This window comes from Microvirga soli (genome assembly GCF_016734765.1).
Lineage (GTDB): Bacteria > Pseudomonadota > Alphaproteobacteria > Rhizobiales > Beijerinckiaceae > Microvirga > Microvirga soli.
In genome coordinates, this window is sequence record NZ_JAERQE010000031.1 from 46981 (window position 1) to 63573 (window position 16593).

The window sequence follows — 16593 nt, forward strand, 5'->3', positions numbered from 1 at the left end:
ATCCGCTTAAAAACAAGCATGATGGCATCCGGATGGCGGGTCTCCCGTCAAACCGGCCCCACGAGGAAGAGGGGCCTATAAAACCACCCAGAGGAGTGACCTCATGAAGAAATTGCTGTTGACCGGCGTGGCGCTTGGTCTTGGCCTCGCCTTCTCCAGCGCTGCCAGCGCCCAGATCAAGATCGGCGTTGCTGGCCCTGTTACCGGCCCGAACGCGGCTTTCGGCGCCCAGCTGAAGAACGGCGTCGAGCAGGCTGTCGAAGACATCAATGCCGCTGGCGGCATCAATGGCCAGAAGCTGCAGCTCGTTGTCGGCGACGACGTGTCCGATCCCAAGCAAGGCGTGTCGGTGGCCAACAAGTTCGCGGCCGAAGGCGTGAAGATGGTCGTCGGCCACTTCAACTCCGGCGTGTCGATCCCGGCCTCGCAGGTCTATGAGGAAGCCGGAATCGTTATGGTTTCGCCTGCCTCCACCAACCCGACCTTCACCGACCGTGGCCTGTGGAACACCTTCCGCACCTGCGGCCGCGACGACCAGCAGGGCCTCGTTGCCGGCAGCTACCTCGCCGACAAGTTCAAGGGCAAGAAGGTTGCGGTCATCCACGACAAGACCCCCTACGGAAAGGGCCTTGCCGACGAGACCCAGAAGACCATGAACTCCAAGGGTCTGAAGGAAGTCGTGTATGAAGGCGTCAACCCGGGCGAGAAGGACTACTCCGCGCTCGTGTCGAAGCTGAAGCAGGCTGGCGTGGACGTGGTCTACTTCGGTGGCCTCCACACGGAAGCCGGTCTCATCATCCGCCAGATGCGCGACCAGGGCCTCCAGGCTCCGATGATGTCGGGCGACGGCATCGTGTCGGCCGAGTTCACCTCGATCGCCGGCCCGGGCGCCGAAGGCACCCTGATGACCTTCTCGCCGGACCCGCGCAAGAACCCGAACGCGAAGGACGCCGTGGCCAAGTTCAAGGCCAAGAACTTCGAGCCGGAAGCCTACACCCTGTACTCCTACGCCGCGGCCCAGATCCTGGCCGAGGCTGCGAAGCAGGCGAACAGCACCGATGGCAAGAAGGTCGCGGACGCCATGAAGGCCGGCAAGCCCTTCAAGACCGTCATCGGCGACATCACCTTCGACAAGAAGGGCGACATCACCCGTCCGGACTACGTCATGTACGTCTGGAAGAAGGGCGCTGACGGCAAGATCGACTACTCGGGCAACGAGCTCGGCATGTAATCGATCGGCCTGAAAGCCGAACGATCAGAAACCCGCCCTGGCAACAGGGCGGGTTTTCTCATGAATGCTTCTTATCTTCAGATGGTCTGGATCGTGCCCACACTTACCCTCTCCCTGCTTCCCGAGCCTTACGCCGTCTGCCGCCTCCCGGCCGGCACCCCCGTCAGCTCCCCTGAGCCGGGAGCCTTCTCGCTGTTGGTGCAGGCCGTGGAAGAAACCACCCTGGTGTGCCCTCTCAACCAAGCGCCATCCGGAGCGGAAATCGATGCGGGCTGGCGGTGCTTTCGGATCATGCAGAACTTCGATTTCAGCGTGCCGGGGATTCTCGCCTCCGTGCTCGAACCCCTTGCCAAGGCCGGCATCGGCATCTTCGCCACCTCGACCTTCAGCACCGATTACGTGCTGGTGAAGGAGCAGGACGCAGAGCGCGCGGCGGATGCCCTGCGGGCGGCAGCGCACCGGATCGACGCCTGACGTCAGGCCCGCTCGATCCGCGCCGCGAAGCACCCCCGCCGGGCAAAGTGTGCATCCACATGCGCCACCTCCGGGTTGGCGAGGAACCGCTCGATCAGGCTCACCACATCCTCTCCTTCGCCCACCTCTGCATCCACGATGCAGGCATTGGCATCGTAGGCGCGCAGGGACAGAAGCCGATCCCGCAGCATCGGCGGCAGCTCGCCCTGGTAGCTTCCGGTCTTTGCGGAGCGGCTGACGAAGATCGGTCCGGCGGAGCGGTAGGGAGAACCCGGATTCGTCTGGTGGGCGTGGTTGAGCAGCAGAAGCTCCTCGCCCTCTTCGACGCGCTTCAGAGCAACCCGGCAGGGATACATGTCGGAGGCATCGGCAACGACCCGCTTGGCTCCGAGAGCCTTGAGGGAAGCCTCATCGAGCCGGAACAGCTTTGCGAAGGATTCGGCATCGAGGCCGCGGATATGAAACGTCATAGGTGATCTCCTGTGTGAGATCGCCAGCATGACAAGGCCGCCAAAGGTCAGCGACCCGATTCCTGCGAAACCTTATCCAAGACGCCCGAGCGCCGGAAACGTCTCCAGAAGCCAGAACGACATGTTGGTGATCCAGCCGGTCAGGAATGCGATACCGGTCAGGACGAGGAGGACGCCCATGGTCTTCTCGATCAGCACGAAGCGGGAGCGCACGCGCTTGAGAAGAGCCACGAAGGGCTTCATGGCGAAGGCGGCGAGCAGGAACGGAATGCCGAGGCCGGCCGAATAGGCGGCGAGCAGCAGGGCTCCGTGAGAGACGCTGTCCTCCGAGCCTGCGACGGTGAGAATCGCCGCCAGCACCGGACCGATGCAGGGGGTCCAGCCAAAGGCGAAGGCTAGGCCCATGAGATAAGCACCCCAGATTCCAACCGGCTTATCCACGCTGAACCGCGCCTCGCGGTAGAACAGGCCAATGCGGAACAGCCCAAGAAAGTGCAGCCCCATGACGATGATCGCGATGCCCGCCACGGTGCTGAGGATATCGAGGTATTGCCGGATCACCTGACCAAGAGCCGAGGCCGTGGCGCCGAGCAGCACGAACACGGTCGAGAAGCCTGCCACGAACAGGAGCGCCGCTAGGACCGCCCTCCTCCGCACGGCGCGGTCGTCGCCCGCGCTCAGCTGATCGAAGGTGGTGCCGGCGAGAAACGACAGGTAAGGCGGCACCAGGGGCAGCACGCAGGGACTCAAAAAACTGATGAGGCCGCCAAGCGCCGCGGCCGGAAAGGAAACGCTGAGCATGACCAGCCTTCTATCCTTTTGGCCCCTGCTTAGAAAGCCGGTGAAACGCCGCTTCGCCAGCTTGTGATGGGATCCGGTTTGCGGTTTGCTGACGCCATGTCCCAAGCCCGCAATCTCATCACCGACGTCGTTGGCCTTCGCATCGGCAATGCCCACGACGCGGCCCTCGGCTCCGGCGTCACGGTGGCGCTCTTCGACGAGCCGGCGGTAGCCTCCTGCTTTGCCATGGGCGGGGCGCCCGCCACCCGCGAAACCGACCTGCTCGATCCCGACAAGATGGTGCCCAGCATCCACGGCATCGTCCTCTCCGGCGGCTCGGCCTTCGGCCTCGATGCGGCGAGCGGGGTTCAGGCCTATCTCCGGGAACAGGGAGTCGGGTTTGCGGTCCGGGAGGCTCTCGTCCCCATCGTGAGCCAAGCCTCCTGCTTCGATCTCATCAACGGCGGCAACAAGGATTGGGGCCGGTACCCGCCTTATCGCGAGCTCGGATTTCAGGCGGCGGAACAGGCCGGGCTCGAGTTCGCGCTCGGCACCGCGGGCGGCGGCTATGGCGCTACCACGGCCAACCTGAAGGGCGGGCTTGGCTCGACGAGCGCGACAACATCGTCAGGTCACACGGTCGGCGCGCTCGTGATCGTGAACGCCGTCGCCTCTGCGGTGATCGGCGATGGTCCGCATTTCTGGGCCGGCGCTCATGAGCACGGCGATGAGTTCGGCGGGCTGGGGCTTCCCTCACAGGTCAGCGCCGAGATGCGTTCGCTCGTCTGGAAAGGCGGACCCCAGCCGGCCACCACCATCGCGCTAGTCGCCACCGACGCAGTGCTGACGAAGGCCCAGGCCAAGCGCCTTGCCATCGCGTCCCATGCCGGCCTCGCACGGGCCTTGCGCTTCTCCCACGCCCTGTTCGACGGCGACACGATCTTCGCGGCCGCCACCGGCCGCAAACCGCTCGGGAACGAGGCAGCGGAGTTCACGGAAATCACGGCCTTAGCTGCCGACTGCCTGACCCGGGCGATTGCGCGCGGTATCTATGAAGCGACAGCCCTGCCCTATCCCGGCTCGCAGCCGGCTTGGCGCGACCTGTTTGGGAATGCCAGAGGTTAGAGCATAGGGCGAAAAACAGACCCGCGTCTTCGTATCATCGCTAGTGCAGCAGCACCGGAGCTGCTGCGTTCAGGCGGTACTCAGGATCATCGCTAAGCCGCCACAGGAGGCTCGCGATGCGAGCTTCCTGGCCACTCCGGGTTCTGCCGAGCATCCCGTCCAGAATGGCCTGGATATTTTCTGTCGAGCTCAGCAGGGCAGCGGCCAGCCGCGGGTATGCAGCTGCCACCAACCGCGCCCAGCCTTGGGCCTCGCCAGCATCGATGAAGAACCGGGTCCGTACCACGTCCATGAGCCTGTTCTCCGAACGAGCAGGCTGGATCAAGAGAAGCGTCGTCTCGCAACTGAACAGATCCTGGGCGGCTCCGCGCATCGGAAGCAGATAGGCGACCGCCGCCTCGTGCTGCTCCGTCGCCGGCAATGCGATGGGTCCGCGCAACTGGTCGAACAAACCGGCCGTGATCCGTTCAAGGCTCTCGCTCAAACCCTGCTGTGCGGTCTGGTCAGTGAAGGCAATCTTGTCACCAGCTCTTATATTGATCTGGGTCAGCCGCGACTCCATAGCCGAATTGCAAGCAAGAAGCCTGCCGTTTCGGGTCACAACGGCTGCCGGAATCTCCATGAATTGCAGAGCAGACACCGTCGAGCGCGCCTGACGCAACCCGAGGTTTGAGAGCAGGAAAGCTGAACGTGCCAAATGCGGTCGGAGCAGATTCAGTCTGGTCCTTAACTCCTGGTCCATGGGGCCATCACTGTAGGGACGCTCGAAACGAAAGGAAACAACCCCGCCATTTGGGACCTGCATAAGAGCCCCGGCAGACCACCCGCCACCCCGTGGACGGATGAAGTCTCGATACATCGGGATGGTCTCGATTTCGTCGGGCGAGAAGATATCCGTTTCGCTGATAAATTGAAGGCGCGGCCTCTGGCTGGCCCGTTCAGCCCAAGTGTTCTGCAGATGCCAGCCTTCCGCATACCAATCGCCCAAGACCGAGCGACAACGGCCAGAGGCGAGCCAGGATCTGGCTCCTTCACCTAACACGGTAGTCATGGAGCTTCCATCGGCCCCCGCAAAGCTGGAGATCTGCTCCAGAACCTGCATCCATCTCTCAGGAATGACCGCAGCTTCATAGATGTCGCTGATCAGCGACCGGTCGTCCCCTAGCATCCGCTCCCCCGTAACGTTGGACCGGATCATAAAGGGTCCGGTCTCTCATTCAAGCAGTTTCCCCCTTCAAATGGATAGGACAACTGTCTTGTGAGAAACACGCCGGGGAACGGCCAAAAGGGTAAGCGGCTAAAACCTGTCAGCCCGATAGGGCTTCGGATCGACCACCGTCTGCTCGCCCGTGATCATCTCGGCGAGGAGCCGGCCCGTGACGGGCCCGAGGGTGAGGCCGTGATGGGCGTGGCCGAAGCCGAACCAGAGGTTCTTGTGCTTCGGCGCCGGGCCGATGATCGGCATCATGTCCGGCGTGCAGGGGCGCATGCCCATCCACGGCTCTGGATCCACCCGTTCGCCGAGAGGGAAGAACTCCTTGGCGATCGGCTCGGCGCGACCGAGCTGCACCGGCGTCTTGGGCGCATCGCGGTGGGCGAATTCCGCCCCGGTCGTGAGCCGGATGCCTTTCGACATGGGCGCGAGGAAATAGCCCCGGTCGAAGTCGAGGGTCGGCCGGTTGAGCACCGCATTGCCCTGCGGCTTGTAATGCATGTGGTAGCCGCGCTTGACCGCGAGCGGCAGGCTGTAGCCGAGCTTTGTCGTGACCACGTCGGCCCAGGCACCGAGCGCCACCACGACGGCGCCAGCCTCCACGGGGCCCTTCTCGGTCTGGACGCGCCAGCCCGTCGGGGTTTCCTCCAGGGTCCTGGCATCGCCTGCGGCCAACTCGCCGCCAAGGCGCTCGAACAAGCCGACATAGCCCATGGTCAGCAGGTGGGGATCCGACACGGAGGCCGGGTCGGTCCAGTGAATGCCGCCCTTGGTCTCCACTTTGAGGTGCGGCTCACGCTCGGCCACGCCCCTGGTATCGAGGGCATCGAAGTTGACGCCGAAGTCGCGCTTGACCTGCTCCGCGTCCCGGAACTGCTCGTCGCGGCTCTTCTCGTCGCGGAAAACCTTCATCCAGCCGGTGGGGCGGATCAGGGGCGTGGAGCCTGATTCCTCGGCCAGTGCCATGTGCTCGGTGACGCTGCGCTCGATCAGGGGCGCGTACATCCGGGCAATCGCCTTGTGCTGGGCGGGGCGCGAATGCATCCAATACTGCCACAGGAAGGGCGCAAGCTTCGGGATGGCAGACCAGTGATAATGCGCGTCGATGGTGTTGTTCAGCGCATAGCGCAGGAGCGCGCCGAAATCGTGCGGGAAGCCGTAAGGGTAGACGCCTTCGCGCTGGATCAGGCCGGCATTGCCGAAGGAGGTTTCCTCGCCGGGCTTGCGCTTGTCGACCAGCAGGACCGATCGTCCGCGCTTCTGCAGGTGCACGGCAATGGATACGCCGACGATCCCGGCCCCGAGAACAACCACATCCTTACGCATGAAGGCCCTGCCCCATTTCAGCCGCCCCTCAGGCAAGAAAGGCGCGCTCGTATCGTTCAAACGAAGCCATCTTTACTCCCCTTGGATCGGGGCCGTCCACGGATTTCCTGCGGCAAACCGACCTCTCCCCAGGTGAGTGGTATTCGATTGGTTCATCCTTTGAGCACCAACGTCCCGTTGCCGCGGCGGCAGGCTCGTGGTAACGGCGCGGCCATGACACGCCCCCTGCTCATCGCACCCTCGATCCTGGCCTCCGACTTCTCCAAGCTCGGCGAGGAAATCCGCGCCGTCGACGCCGCCGGCGCCGACTGGATCCACATCGACGTGATGGACGGCCACTTCGTGCCCAACATCACCATCGGGCCCGACGTGGTGAAGGCGCTTCGCCCTCACACCCAGAAGATCTTCGACGTGCATCTGATGATCGCGCCGGTCGATCCGTATCTGGAGGCTTTTGCCAAGGCGGGTGCGGACATCATCAGCATCCACGCGGAGGCCGGCCCTCACTTGCACCGCTCGCTCCAGACCATCCGGGCGCTGGGCAAGAAGGCCGGCGTAGTGCTCAATCCCGGCACCCACGAATCCGCCATCGAGCCGGTGCTCGACATGATCGACCTCGTCCTGCTCATGACCGTCAATCCCGGCTTCGGCGGCCAGGCCTTCATCGGTTCGGTCTGCGACAAGACCCGCCGGATCAAGGCCATGATCGGCGACCGGGACATCGACATCGAGATCGATGGCGGCGTGACGGCCGAAACAGCCCCGCTGGTTGCCGCCGCCGGCGCCAACGCGCTGGTCGCCGGCTCCGCCACCTTCAAGGGCGGCCCATCGGCTTACGCCGCCAACATGGCGGCCATTCGCGAGGCGGCGGCAAAGGCGCGTTGAGATCGCGGGGTGATCGTGCTACCGCGCGGGCATATCCCCCGCGTGGAAGTGAACAGCCATGATCCCCCGTTACAGCCGTCCCGAGATGGTGGCCATCTGGTCGCCGGAAACCAAGTTCCGCATCTGGTTCGAGATCGAGGCCCATGCCACGACGGCGCTGGCCAATCTCGGCGTCGTGCCGAAGGCGGCGGCGGAGACGGTCTGGGAGAAGGGCTCCAAGGCCACCTTCGACGTGGAGCGGATCGACGCCATCGAGCGCGAGGTCAAGCATGACGTCATCGCGTTCCTGACCCATCTCTCCGAGATCGTCGGCCCCGAGGCCCGCTTCGTCCACCAGGGCATGACCTCGTCCGACGTGCTCGACACCACCTTCAACGTGCAGCTTGCCCGCGCGACCGACATTCTGCTGCGCGACATGGACGAGTTGCTCGCCGCCATCAAGCGCCGTGCCCTCGAGCACAAGATGACGCCGACTATCGGCCGCTCGCATGGCATTCATGCCGAGCCCACCACCTTCGGCCTCAAGCTCGCCCAGGCCTATGCCGAGTTCGAGCGCTGCAAGGTCCGGCTCATCGAGGCGCAGCGGGAGATTGCCACCTGCGCGATTTCTGGCGCCGTCGGCACCTTCGCGAACATCGATCCGAGGGTCGAGGAATACGTGGCCGAGCAGATGGGCTTGTCCGTCGAGCCGGTCTCGACCCAGGTCATCCCCCGCGACCGGCACGCCATGTATTTTGCCACGCTCGGCGTCATCGCCTCGTCCATCGAGCGGCTGGCCACGGAAGTGCGCCACCTGCAGCGCAGCGAGGTTCTGGAGGCCGAGGAGTTCTTCTCGGCCGGCCAGAAGGGCTCGTCCGCCATGCCGCACAAGCGCAACCCGGTGCTCACCGAGAACCTGACGGGGCTTGCCCGCATGGTGCGCGCCTATGCAATGCCGGCGATGGAGAACGTGGCGCTCTGGCATGAGCGGGACATCTCCCACTCCTCCGTCGAGCGCATGATCGGGCCGGACGCCACCGTGACCCTGGACTTCGCCCTGGCGCGGCTGACCAACGTGATCGACAAGCTCGTGGTCTATCCGGAGAACATGCAGAAGAACCTGGACCGTCTCGGCGGCCTCGTCCATTCACAGCGGGTCCTGCTGGCCCTGACCCAGAAGGGCGCCTCCCGCGAGGACGCCTACCGGCTCGTCCAGCGCAACGCCATGCCGGTCTGGCGCGGCGAAGGCGACTTCCTCAACCTCCTGAAGAACGATGCCGACGTGACGAAGTACCTGTCCCCGGAAGAGATCGAGACCTGCTTCGACCTCGGCTACCACTTCAAGCATGTGGATACGATCTTCACGCGGGTCTTCGGTGCCGGCGCTGCATAGCTCCTAGCTGGACATTTTTCCTTAACGAGCGACAATCCCCGTGCAGGAGATCAACGGCACGGGGATTACCATGCTGTCGGAGAAGATCCTTGCCGCCGCTTTCACGCGCGCCGTGAAGCACGGCAGCCTGACGATGACAACCGCCGAAGGCAGAGAATTCACCTTCGGCGACGGCAGCAGCCCGAAGGTCGCAGTCCGATTCACGGATACGGCCGCCCAAATGGCTTTGTGCCTGCACCCCGAATTGAAGCTCGGCGAGCTGTTCACGGATGGGCGCCTCGTCATCGAGCAGGGCACGATCCTCGATCTGTTCCAGCTCCTCCTTCAGGCTACGCACGGCCAGTTGGACGAGTTGCCCCTGAAGCGCCTGCGCAGGATACGGCACTGGATGATGCGCCGGGCCGAGAACGACGCGGCGAAGGCGAAACTCAACGTCGCCCACCATTACGATCTCGACGGCCGCCTCTACGCCCTCTTCCTCGACAGCGACCGCCAATATTCCTGCGCTTATTTCGACCGTCCCGATGCCAGCTTGGAGGAAGCTCAGCTGGCCAAGAAGCGGCATATCGCGGCCAAGCTGCTGGTGGACCAGGGTCACAACGTGCTCGATATCGGCTCCGGCTGGGGCGGCATGGCGCTTTACTTGGCGCAGGTGGCAGGCGCCGGCGCAGTCAAAGGCATCACGCTCTCCAAGGAGCAACTCGAAGCCTCGCGCCGGCGGGCGGCGGGAGCGGGCCTGCTCGACCGCGTCCGTTTCGAGCTTGAGGATTACCGCTCCACGACCGGCAGCTTCGACCGCATCGTCTCGGTAGGCATGTTCGAGCATGTGGGGCCGCCATCCTATGACGAGTACTTTCTGGCCTGCCGCAACCTGTTGAAGAAGGATGGCGTGATGCTCCTCCACACCATCGGACGGTCCGGCGCGCCCTACCCCACCAACCCCTGGATCGCGAAGTACATCTTCCCGGGCGGCCACCTGCCTGTGCTGTCTGAGATGATGCCCGCCATTGAACGAGCCGGCCTGATCGTGACCGACATCGAGATCCTGCGCCTGCATTACGCCTATACCCTGCAGGCCTGGCGCGAGCGCTTCCTGGCCCATCGCGATGAGGTCTTGAGGCTCTACGACGAGCGCTTCTGCCGGATGTGGGAATGCTATCTCGCCATGTCCGAGTCTGCCTTCCGCTGGCAGGACGCGGTGGTATTCCAGGTCCAGTTCGCCCGCCGCAACGATGTGGTGCCGCTCACCCGCGACTACATCGCCGAGCGGGAGGCCGCCCTGAAGGAGGCCGAGAACATGGAGTTGAAGCGGAGTGCTTGAACGGCGCTGGGGTGGCCTTTATCTCGGGAGCATGAAAACCTCCGATTGCGACATCCTTATCGTTCCTGGCTACACGAATTCCGGCGAAGACCATTGGCAGAGCCGATGGGAGCGCCAGCTCTCGACCGCGTGGCGGGTCGAGCAGGAGAACTGGGACGCTCCCGACAAGGACGCCTGGGTCGAGCGCATCGCCCAGGACGTCAAGCGCGCCGAGAAGCCAGTCGTGCTGGTCGGCCACAGTCTCGGTGTGCTGGCCATCGCCCATGCGGCCCCGCTCCTGCAGAGAGGCAAGGTCCAGGGCGCCTTCCTGGTCAGCGTGCCGGACGTGGAGCGGCCCGACTTCATCCCGGCCATCGACCGCGCCTTCGCGCCGATTCCGCGCGATCCCTTCCCGTTTCCGTCGGTTCTGGTCGCCAGCCGTACCGACCCGCATTGCGACTATGCCAAGGCGGAAGACATCGCCTATTCCTGGGGCGCGGCAGTGGTCGATGCAGGCGATGCCGGCCACCTCAACACGGAGAGCGGCCACGGCCCCTGGCCCGAGGGGCTGATGCGCTTTGCGGGGTTTTTGAAGCGCCTCTAAGGCTCTTCTCACATGACGAAAAGTTCATGCGGCAGTCACCTCGGGGTGAACAGGGCAGGAGCAATCTTGTCCTTATCGTCACCACGGAGGATTTCCGCATGAAGAAGATCGCCACCTTCGCGCTTGCAGCCCTGCTGGCCGGCTCCGGCACCTATGCCATGGCGCAGCCAGCGCCTGCCCCGGATGCACCGGCAGCCTCCCAGGATCAGTCCCGGCAGGAGCGCCGTCCTCGCCTGAGCCAGGATGACTTCAACCGCCTCGTCGATGCCCGCATCGCCTCCATCAAGGCCGGCCTGAAGCTGAACGCCGATCAGGAGCGCCTCTGGGCACCGGTGGAGAGCGCCGTCCGCACATCTGCCACCGAGCGGTTCTCCCGCATGCAGGAGCGTCCCGACCGCGACGAGCGCCGCTCCATGGACTTCATGCAGCGCCTCGAGCAGCGCAGCGCCATATTGACGGAACGGGCCCAGCGCTCGACGGCCGTGACCGCGGCTCTTCGCCCCCTCTGGGATACGCTGACCGAGGACCAGAAGCGGGTTGCGCCCCGCCTCCTGCGCGAGGCCGTCGACAATGACGGCCCACGCTGGCACGAGCGCGGCGGACGCCGCGGACGCGGCGACCATCACCGCGTGGGCATGATGGAGCATGGCCGCGGCGGGATGCACCACGGCGGCCCGCGCGCACCGGTTCAGCAGTAAGCCTGCACAAGCAAAAAGGCCGCCCACTGGGCGGCCTTTTCATAGTGTTGGTAGTCCTCGCAGCTATTAGCGCGAATAGAACTCGATCACGAGGTTCGGTTCCATCTGGACCGGGTACGGCACTTCCGACAGGGTCGGGATGCGCGTCACGCGGGCCGTCATCTTGGAGTGATCGACCTCGATGTAGTCGGGCACGTCGCGCTCGGCGAGCTGGCTCGCCACCACGACGACTTCGAGCTGCTTCGACTTGTCCTTGACCTCGATCACGTCACCCGCCTTCACGAGGAAGCTCGGGATGTTCACGCGGCGGCCGTTGACCTTCACGTGACCATGGTTGACGAACTGACGGGCGGCGAAGGGAGTCGCGACGAACTTGGCGCGGTACACGACCGCGTCGAGACGGCGCTCGAGCAGGCCGACCAGGTTCTCACCGGAGTCGCCCTTCTGGCGGATCGCCTCCGCGTAGTAGCGGCGGAACTGCTTCTCGGTGATGTTGGCGTAGTAGCCCTTGAGCTTCTGCTTGGCGCGCAGCTGCGTGCCGAAGTCAGACATCTTGCCCTTGCGGCGCTGGCCGTGCTGGCCGGGGCCGTATTCGCGGCGGTTCACAGGGCTCTTCGGGCGGCCCCAGATATTCTGACCCATACGGCGGTCAAGCTTGTGCTTGGCCTGAATGCGCTTCGACATCGCTGTTCCTCTTTGTTGTCGAATTTGCGAGGAACGCGCCCTCCTCTTCCTTTTCAGGACGACAGGCCGACCGGAGCCGGGCCACGGGAGCGTAAAAAGTTACGCGGCCCCGTTAAGGACCGCGCGAACGGGTGGGGTTTAGGCGGAAAAGGTGGGAAAGTCAATCACCCACGGTCATCCCGGGGCTGCGGAGCAGAACCGGGGATCGCTTGACGAGAGTAGCGCCCTATTCTGCACCCGATCCCGGATCTACGCTGCGCTTCGTCCGGGATGACAGCCAGGGTCACCCCACCAGCAGCGGCATGTCCTCGATGGCCACCACCGGCAGCCCCTTGTCCTGCAAGGCTCCCCGCAGCGCGGGGCTGATCCCGGCGCCGCTGGTGAACACGGCCACGGTCTCGTTCTCATCCGCTTCATGGCCGGGCACCGGCTGCCCGATCAGCTGCGTCACCCGGCGGGCGATGGCGGGAGCCGGATCGATCCAGGTGACCGGCCAGGGCGCGAGGGCCTGGAAGCGCGGCAGGAGCAGCGGATAATGGGTGCAGGCGAGCGCCACCACGTCGGTGCGCCCGCCCTCGTCTGCGACGAAGCAGGGCTGCAGCTCGACCAGCAACTCCTCATCGGAGACAGGTTCCCCGGCCATCTCCGCCTCGGCGATCCCTGCGAGACGGCGGGATCCCACGAGATTGACCCGGCAGCCTGCCGCGTAGGTTTCGATGAGATCGCGGGTATAGTCCCGCACCACGGTGCCAGGGGTGGCGAGCACCGTGACGTAGCCCGTCTGCGTGATCTGAGCGGCCGGCTTGATGGCCGGGACGGTGCCCACGAAGGGAATGGAGAAGCGCTCGCGCAGATGCGGCAGCACGATTGTAGACGCCGTGTTGCAGGCCACCACCACGAGATCCGGATCGTGGAGGGCAATCAGCCGCTCCATGACGCTGACGACCCGCTCCGCCAGCACCGCCTCGCTCAAACGCCCGTAGGGAAAGCCGGCATCGTCCGCCGCATAGACGTAGCGGGCGTCCGGGCGGGCCTTCAGGACCTCGGAGAAGACGGTGAGGCCGCCGAGGCCAGAATCGAACACAAGAATGGTGGGAACGGGAGACGGCATGACGGCAGGATTATAGGTCGCCCCTGCCAGAAGATCGACACGCATGACACACCTTACGAACGCAACTGGTTGATGAAGTCCGACAATCCCTGCTTGGTTTCAGGAGGCGTCATGTTCAGCTTGCGGCGAGGCCCCGGCTCTTCCTTCTTCTCCTGACCCTCGGCCTTGGGCACCTGCGCCGAGAGACGCCGCACGGGCCAGCCGTCGCTCCAGGTGCCCATGTCGACGAATTTCGGATCGCGCGTGAGAGCGGCGGCATCCTTGCCGGCAAACGCCGCCTCGACGGCGATGTCGAAGGTCTTCCAGTAGGCGAGGTAATCGATGGTGTCGGTGCCGTTGTTGCCAAGCTGCTGGGTCAGGATGGTCTGCGGACCGGAGAGGGCCATGTCGGCGCTCCAGCGCCAGGTGTTCTTTTGCTTCGGATCGCGCGGAGGATCGGGCGGGAGCTTGATGGCGGCCACATCGTAATCCGCCTTGGGCGAGCCTGGCGAGGCAAGCGTTGCGGTAATGGCCGGGAAGCCGTGGTCGTCGGAGGCGGCGCGCATGAAGAGCTTGCGATTAGCCGGCACGGCGCTCGCCTGCTGAAGGATGAGCCGCGAGGCGCGGTCGGCCGGTAGGTAATCCCGGTCGCCGCTCATGGTGATGATCATGGTCTGCGGGTCGATGGTCGAGAGATCCCGCAGGAGAATGCCGCGCTCCTTCTCGTTGGACGCGATCCCGCCTGCCATCAGGCCGAAGATCAGCCTCGGCGCAGGCACCTTGCCCGAGCCCGCACCGGCCGCGAGGTTGAACGCGATCGGCACGCCCGCCGAATGGCCGATGAGAGCAACCCTCTCCCGGTCCGGCTTGGCATTCGGATCGTTGGCGAGTTCCGCCAGGGCGGCTTCGATCAGGGTCTCGGCCAGGTCGGTGGCATCAGCGGGACGCGAGCGGTTCACGTCCTGAAAGCGCGGGAACAGCACGAGATGCCCTTTGCGGGCCAGATGCTCGATCCAGCCGCCGTAGAGCCCCGGGTTCACCGCCCCCCATGAATGAAGGAAGATCACGACAGGACGCGGCCTTTCAGGGGTATCGCTTCCATGGAATACGAAGGTTCCGGCGCTTGCGGTGCCGATTCCACGCTTGACGACGTCGGTCACCTTGTAGTCGCGCCCGCCCGGCCCCTGCTCGGGCTGCTTCGGCGGGGTTGCCGCCTGCGCCCAGGGGGCTGCCAGGGAGACGCCAAGGACCAGAACAGGCAGCAGGAAGCGGCGCATCGTCGTCTCGAACTCTTGTACACTCGGGCAGATAGAGCCCGGGCGTAATAAAGCCACGATTTGATTAAGGTTTTCTCAACCTGCGCCCTTCCGCAAGGGCACGAATCGCCCCACGCAGGGTGCGCACCTCCTGCTCGGTCATGGCGAGGCGGTGGAAGATGTCGCGCATGTTGCGCGTCATGATCGGCTTCTTGTCTTCCGGGTAGAAGTTCACCGCGTCGAGTTCGGCTTCGATGTAGTCGAAGAAGGACGTCACCGATTCCCGGGTGGCCGGCGGAGAGATTCTGCCGCCCTCGAAAGGCAGCGCGCCGCCGCTGGCGAGCTTGTACCACTCGTAAGAGACGAGAAGGACCGCCTGCGCCAGGTTGAGCGAGGAGAATTTCGGATCGACCGGGAAGGTGATGATGGCGTCCGCCAGCGACACCTCGTCGTTCTCGAGCCCCGTGCGCTCGCGCCCGAACAGGATGCCTACGCCCTGCCCTGTCCCCACCCGCTGCTGCGCCTCCTTCATGGCGGCGTCCGGCGCGAAGACCCGCTTCATCTGCCCGCGTTCGCGGGCTGTGGTGGCGAAGACGAAGTTGAGATCGGCGATGGCGTCACGCGCCGTGTCGTAGAGTCTGGCGCCTTCCAGAACATGGGTCGCGCCGGACGCCGCCGAATGAGCGCCCTTCTTGGGCCAGCCATTGCGCGGCGAGACGAGGCGCAGTTCCGACAATCCGAAATTGGCCATGGCCCGGGCCACCATGCCGATGTTTTCGGCAAGCTGCGGCTCCACGAGGATGATGATCGGTCGGGTCATGGGATGTTCGAGACAAGCAAATGGAGGTCGGATGCTCTCCCATACAGCCAAAGGCGCCTCCCCGCCTAGGCGGGGAGGCGCAGCCAACCTCCGATAAAGAAAAGCCTCCCCGACTTGCGTCAGGGAGGCGCTTCCCACACGGGCTGAAAAGCTTACCAGCAGCCCCAGCCGCAGTAGTAATGGGGGCGGGCCACCGCGGCGCCGAGCACGGCACCGCCGACGACGCCCACCGCCGCGCCAGCCGCAGCCTGGTTGGCGGCGGCGTTCGACTGGGCAACGTTGTTCCGGTAGCCCGCGTTCACGCAGCGGGTGTAGGTGGCCGTGCCGGGTTTGAGGCCGGTCTCCCGGCAGACGGATTCGGCATTGCTCATGGATTGTTCGGTCGTCTGGCAGCCGGCCAGAACCAAGGCCGTCGCTCCGAGAATAAATGCAAGACGCATGTCAGCTCCCTTGATGTTGAACCATGTCTCCGACAGCGCCGTGGTTTTGGCTTTGCGCCTCATGCCCCTGAGGAAGCGGCCGGAACGGGATGATCTGAACTACGGTTAAGCTTAGCTTTCCGTGCGGCAGCACACGCGATGTGGTGAATTGTCTTCGTTCGGGAACTTGAACCCACAGATGTGTCTTATTTCCTGCATCAATCACGTTAAATCATCACGATTAAATCGGCTTGGAGTTTGCGAAGTGCCGCGTTTGCGTCCCCTTGCGGGAATCCTGATGTGCCTGGTCCTCTGGCCCACGAGCCAGACGGCAGCGGCACCTCTGGCGGCCGGATCGTCAGGCATAGCCCCCACTCCCCTGTTTCATGGCAACTGGTGCGGTGCGGGCGACCTGAACCGGGCCACCCCGGTCGATGCGCTGGACGCCGCCTGCCGGGCTCACGATCTCTGCTACGAGCGGGTCGGCCGGGGTGACTGCCAATGCGACAAGGCTCTGCTCAAGGCGACCGCGACCCTGGTCAAAAGCCCAAAAATCCCGGAGGCGATCCGCAGCAAGGCCGCCACCGTGAATTCGCTCTTCAGCGCGGCGATCTGCACCGAGACCCGGAAAATGCCGCGCCAGGCGGGACAGGGCTGAATCCTTTGCAGCCCCCACCTTCCCCCCTGGCCTCAACCGCGCTATAGCCCCGGCAACCCTCCTGCCGCCTTGGCAGGACCGTTCCAGCCCTACAAGCGCAAGGTGAGATCATGGCGAAGATCAAGGTTGCCAATCCGGTCGTCGAGCTCGACGGCGACGAGATGACCCGCATCATTTGGCAGTTCATC

Annotated in this window: 18 protein-coding genes; 9 read left to right on the forward strand and 9 right to left on the reverse strand. The window is 64.5% G+C overall.

What is annotated here, in order from left to right; all coding sequences use genetic code 11:
- Positions 1-103: 103 nt before the first annotated feature.
- The gene (locus JKL45_RS21175; protein ID WP_201863563.1) at positions 104-1231 is read left to right on the forward strand and encodes a branched-chain amino acid ABC transporter substrate-binding protein; all 1128 of its coding nucleotides are present in this window, start codon (positions 104-106) and stop codon (positions 1229-1231) included.
- A 60-nt stretch (positions 1232-1291) separates the two neighbouring features.
- Positions 1292-1705 (forward strand): ACT domain-containing protein, encoded by a 414-nt coding sequence (locus JKL45_RS21180; RefSeq protein WP_246498746.1) that lies wholly within the window; start codon positions 1292-1294, stop codon positions 1703-1705.
- Positions 1706-1707: 2 nt separating this feature from the next.
- Here JKL45_RS21180 and JKL45_RS21185 read toward each other — a convergent pair whose 3' ends face one another.
- Together JKL45_RS21185 and JKL45_RS21190 are read right to left on the reverse strand one after the other, a co-directional pair.
- Positions 1708-2175 carry a DUF1203 domain-containing protein gene (locus tag JKL45_RS21185; protein WP_201863564.1) on the reverse strand — a complete coding sequence of 156 codons (468 nt, stop codon included), beginning with the start codon at positions 2173-2175 and terminating at the stop codon, positions 1708-1710.
- A 72-nt stretch (positions 2176-2247) separates the two neighbouring features.
- Positions 2248-2976, reverse strand: a complete 729-nt coding sequence (locus JKL45_RS21190) for a cytochrome c biogenesis CcdA family protein (protein ID WP_201863565.1) — start codon at positions 2974-2976, stop codon at positions 2248-2250.
- Positions 2977-3072: 96 nt separating this feature from the next.
- Here JKL45_RS21190 and JKL45_RS21195 point away from each other — a divergent pair, with 96 nt between their 5' ends.
- Entirely contained in the window at positions 3073-4080 is a 1008-nt protein-coding gene (locus JKL45_RS21195) for a P1 family peptidase (RefSeq protein WP_201863566.1), read from the forward strand.
- A 40-nt stretch (positions 4081-4120) separates the two neighbouring features.
- Here JKL45_RS21195 and JKL45_RS21200 read toward each other — a convergent pair whose 3' ends face one another.
- Complete coding sequence (locus JKL45_RS21200) at positions 4121-5182, reverse strand: hypothetical protein (protein ID WP_201863567.1); 1062 nt, start codon at positions 5180-5182, stop codon at positions 4121-4123.
- 195 nt (positions 5183-5377) lie between these two features.
- The gene (locus JKL45_RS21205) at positions 5378-6619 is read right to left on the reverse strand and encodes an NAD(P)/FAD-dependent oxidoreductase (protein WP_201863568.1); all 1242 of its coding nucleotides are present in this window, start codon (positions 6617-6619) and stop codon (positions 5378-5380) included.
- A 213-nt stretch (positions 6620-6832) separates the two neighbouring features.
- Here JKL45_RS21205 and rpe point away from each other — a divergent pair, with 213 nt between their 5' ends.
- The 5 genes from rpe (at position 6833) to JKL45_RS21230 (ending at position 11478) form a co-directional block, all read left to right on the forward strand.
- The gene (gene rpe / locus JKL45_RS21210) at positions 6833-7504 is read left to right on the forward strand and encodes a ribulose-phosphate 3-epimerase (RefSeq protein ID WP_201863569.1); all 672 of its coding nucleotides are present in this window, start codon (positions 6833-6835) and stop codon (positions 7502-7504) included.
- A gap of 58 nt (positions 7505-7562) precedes the next feature.
- Positions 7563-8876, forward strand: a complete 1314-nt coding sequence (gene purB / locus JKL45_RS21215; RefSeq protein WP_201863570.1) for an adenylosuccinate lyase — start codon at positions 7563-7565, stop codon at positions 8874-8876.
- 70 nt (positions 8877-8946) lie between these two features.
- Positions 8947-10197: a cyclopropane fatty acid synthase gene (locus JKL45_RS21220; protein ID WP_201863582.1), complete on the forward strand. Its 1251-nt coding sequence runs from the start codon at positions 8947-8949 to the stop codon at positions 10195-10197.
- A 31-nt stretch (positions 10198-10228) separates the two neighbouring features.
- A complete protein-coding gene (locus JKL45_RS21225; RefSeq protein WP_201863571.1) occupies positions 10229-10780 on the forward strand; it encodes an RBBP9/YdeN family alpha/beta hydrolase in 552 nt (183 codons plus the stop codon).
- 26 nt (positions 10781-10806) lie between these two features.
- Positions 10807-11478 carry a Spy/CpxP family protein refolding chaperone gene (locus JKL45_RS21230; protein ID WP_201863572.1) on the forward strand — a complete coding sequence of 224 codons (672 nt, stop codon included), beginning with the start codon at positions 10807-10809 and terminating at the stop codon, positions 11476-11478.
- 66 nt (positions 11479-11544) lie between these two features.
- Here the strand turns inward: JKL45_RS21230 and rpsD are convergent, their stop codons facing one another.
- The 5 genes from rpsD to JKL45_RS21255 form a co-directional block, all read right to left on the reverse strand.
- On the reverse strand, positions 11545-12162 hold the full coding sequence (rpsD, locus tag JKL45_RS21235; protein WP_190844018.1) for a 30S ribosomal protein S4: 618 nt from the start codon (positions 12160-12162) through the stop codon (positions 11545-11547).
- A gap of 283 nt (positions 12163-12445) precedes the next feature.
- Entirely contained in the window at positions 12446-13318 is an 873-nt protein-coding gene (murI, locus tag JKL45_RS21240; RefSeq protein ID WP_201863573.1) for a glutamate racemase, read from the reverse strand.
- Between the two features lie 8 nt (positions 13319-13326).
- Positions 13327-14529 carry a dienelactone hydrolase family protein gene (locus tag JKL45_RS21245; RefSeq protein ID WP_201863574.1) on the reverse strand — a complete coding sequence of 401 codons (1203 nt, stop codon included), beginning with the start codon at positions 14527-14529 and terminating at the stop codon, positions 13327-13329.
- A 64-nt stretch (positions 14530-14593) separates the two neighbouring features.
- Positions 14594-15328, reverse strand: a complete 735-nt coding sequence (locus JKL45_RS21250; protein WP_201863575.1) for an RNA methyltransferase — start codon at positions 15326-15328, stop codon at positions 14594-14596.
- 152 nt (positions 15329-15480) lie between these two features.
- Complete coding sequence (locus JKL45_RS21255; protein WP_201863576.1) at positions 15481-15768, reverse strand: hypothetical protein; 288 nt, start codon at positions 15766-15768, stop codon at positions 15481-15483.
- Positions 15769-16012: 244 nt separating this feature from the next.
- On the opposite strand from JKL45_RS21255, the gene JKL45_RS21260 reads away from it, so the two are divergent.
- Positions 16013-16405: a phospholipase A2 family protein gene (locus tag JKL45_RS21260; protein WP_312897007.1), complete on the forward strand. Its 393-nt coding sequence runs from the start codon at positions 16013-16015 to the stop codon at positions 16403-16405.
- Positions 16406-16593 lie beyond the last annotated feature (188 nt).

Bases quoted from the DNA above. Each gene is read 5' to 3' on its own strand.
- JKL45_RS21175 (WP_201863563.1), top strand. From the start codon at position 104: ATGAAGAAATTGCTGTTGACCGGCGTGGCGCTTGGTCTTGGCCTCGCC.
- JKL45_RS21180 (WP_246498746.1), top strand. From the start codon at position 1,292: ATGAATGCTTCTTATCTTCAGATGGTCTGGATCGTGCCCACACTTACC.
- JKL45_RS21185 (WP_201863564.1), bottom strand. From the start codon at position 2,175: ATGACGTTTCATATCCGCGGCCTCGATGCCGAATCCTTCGCAAAGCTG.
- JKL45_RS21190 (WP_201863565.1), bottom strand. From the start codon at position 2,976: ATGCTCAGCGTTTCCTTTCCGGCCGCGGCGCTTGGCGGCCTCATCAGT.
- JKL45_RS21195 (WP_201863566.1), top strand. From the start codon at position 3,073: ATGTCCCAAGCCCGCAATCTCATCACCGACGTCGTTGGCCTTCGCATC.
- JKL45_RS21200 (WP_201863567.1), bottom strand. From the start codon at position 5,182: ATGCAGGTTCTGGAGCAGATCTCCAGCTTTGCGGGGGCCGATGGAAGC.
- JKL45_RS21205 (WP_201863568.1), bottom strand. From the start codon at position 6,619: ATGCGTAAGGATGTGGTTGTTCTCGGGGCCGGGATCGTCGGCGTATCC.
- rpe (WP_201863569.1), top strand. From the start codon at position 6,833: ATGACACGCCCCCTGCTCATCGCACCCTCGATCCTGGCCTCCGACTTC.
- purB (WP_201863570.1), top strand. From the start codon at position 7,563: ATGATCCCCCGTTACAGCCGTCCCGAGATGGTGGCCATCTGGTCGCCG.
- JKL45_RS21220 (WP_201863582.1), top strand. From the start codon at position 8,947: ATGCTGTCGGAGAAGATCCTTGCCGCCGCTTTCACGCGCGCCGTGAAG.
- JKL45_RS21225 (WP_201863571.1), top strand. From the start codon at position 10,229: ATGAAAACCTCCGATTGCGACATCCTTATCGTTCCTGGCTACACGAAT.
- JKL45_RS21230 (WP_201863572.1), top strand. From the start codon at position 10,807: ATGCGGCAGTCACCTCGGGGTGAACAGGGCAGGAGCAATCTTGTCCTT.
- rpsD (WP_190844018.1), bottom strand. From the start codon at position 12,162: ATGTCGAAGCGCATTCAGGCCAAGCACAAGCTTGACCGCCGTATGGGT.
- murI (WP_201863573.1), bottom strand. From the start codon at position 13,318: ATGCGTGTCGATCTTCTGGCAGGGGCGACCTATAATCCTGCCGTCATG.
- JKL45_RS21245 (WP_201863574.1), bottom strand. From the start codon at position 14,529: ATGCGCCGCTTCCTGCTGCCTGTTCTGGTCCTTGGCGTCTCCCTGGCA.
- JKL45_RS21250 (WP_201863575.1), bottom strand. From the start codon at position 15,328: ATGACCCGACCGATCATCATCCTCGTGGAGCCGCAGCTTGCCGAAAAC.
- JKL45_RS21255 (WP_201863576.1), bottom strand. From the start codon at position 15,768: ATGCGTCTTGCATTTATTCTCGGAGCGACGGCCTTGGTTCTGGCCGGC.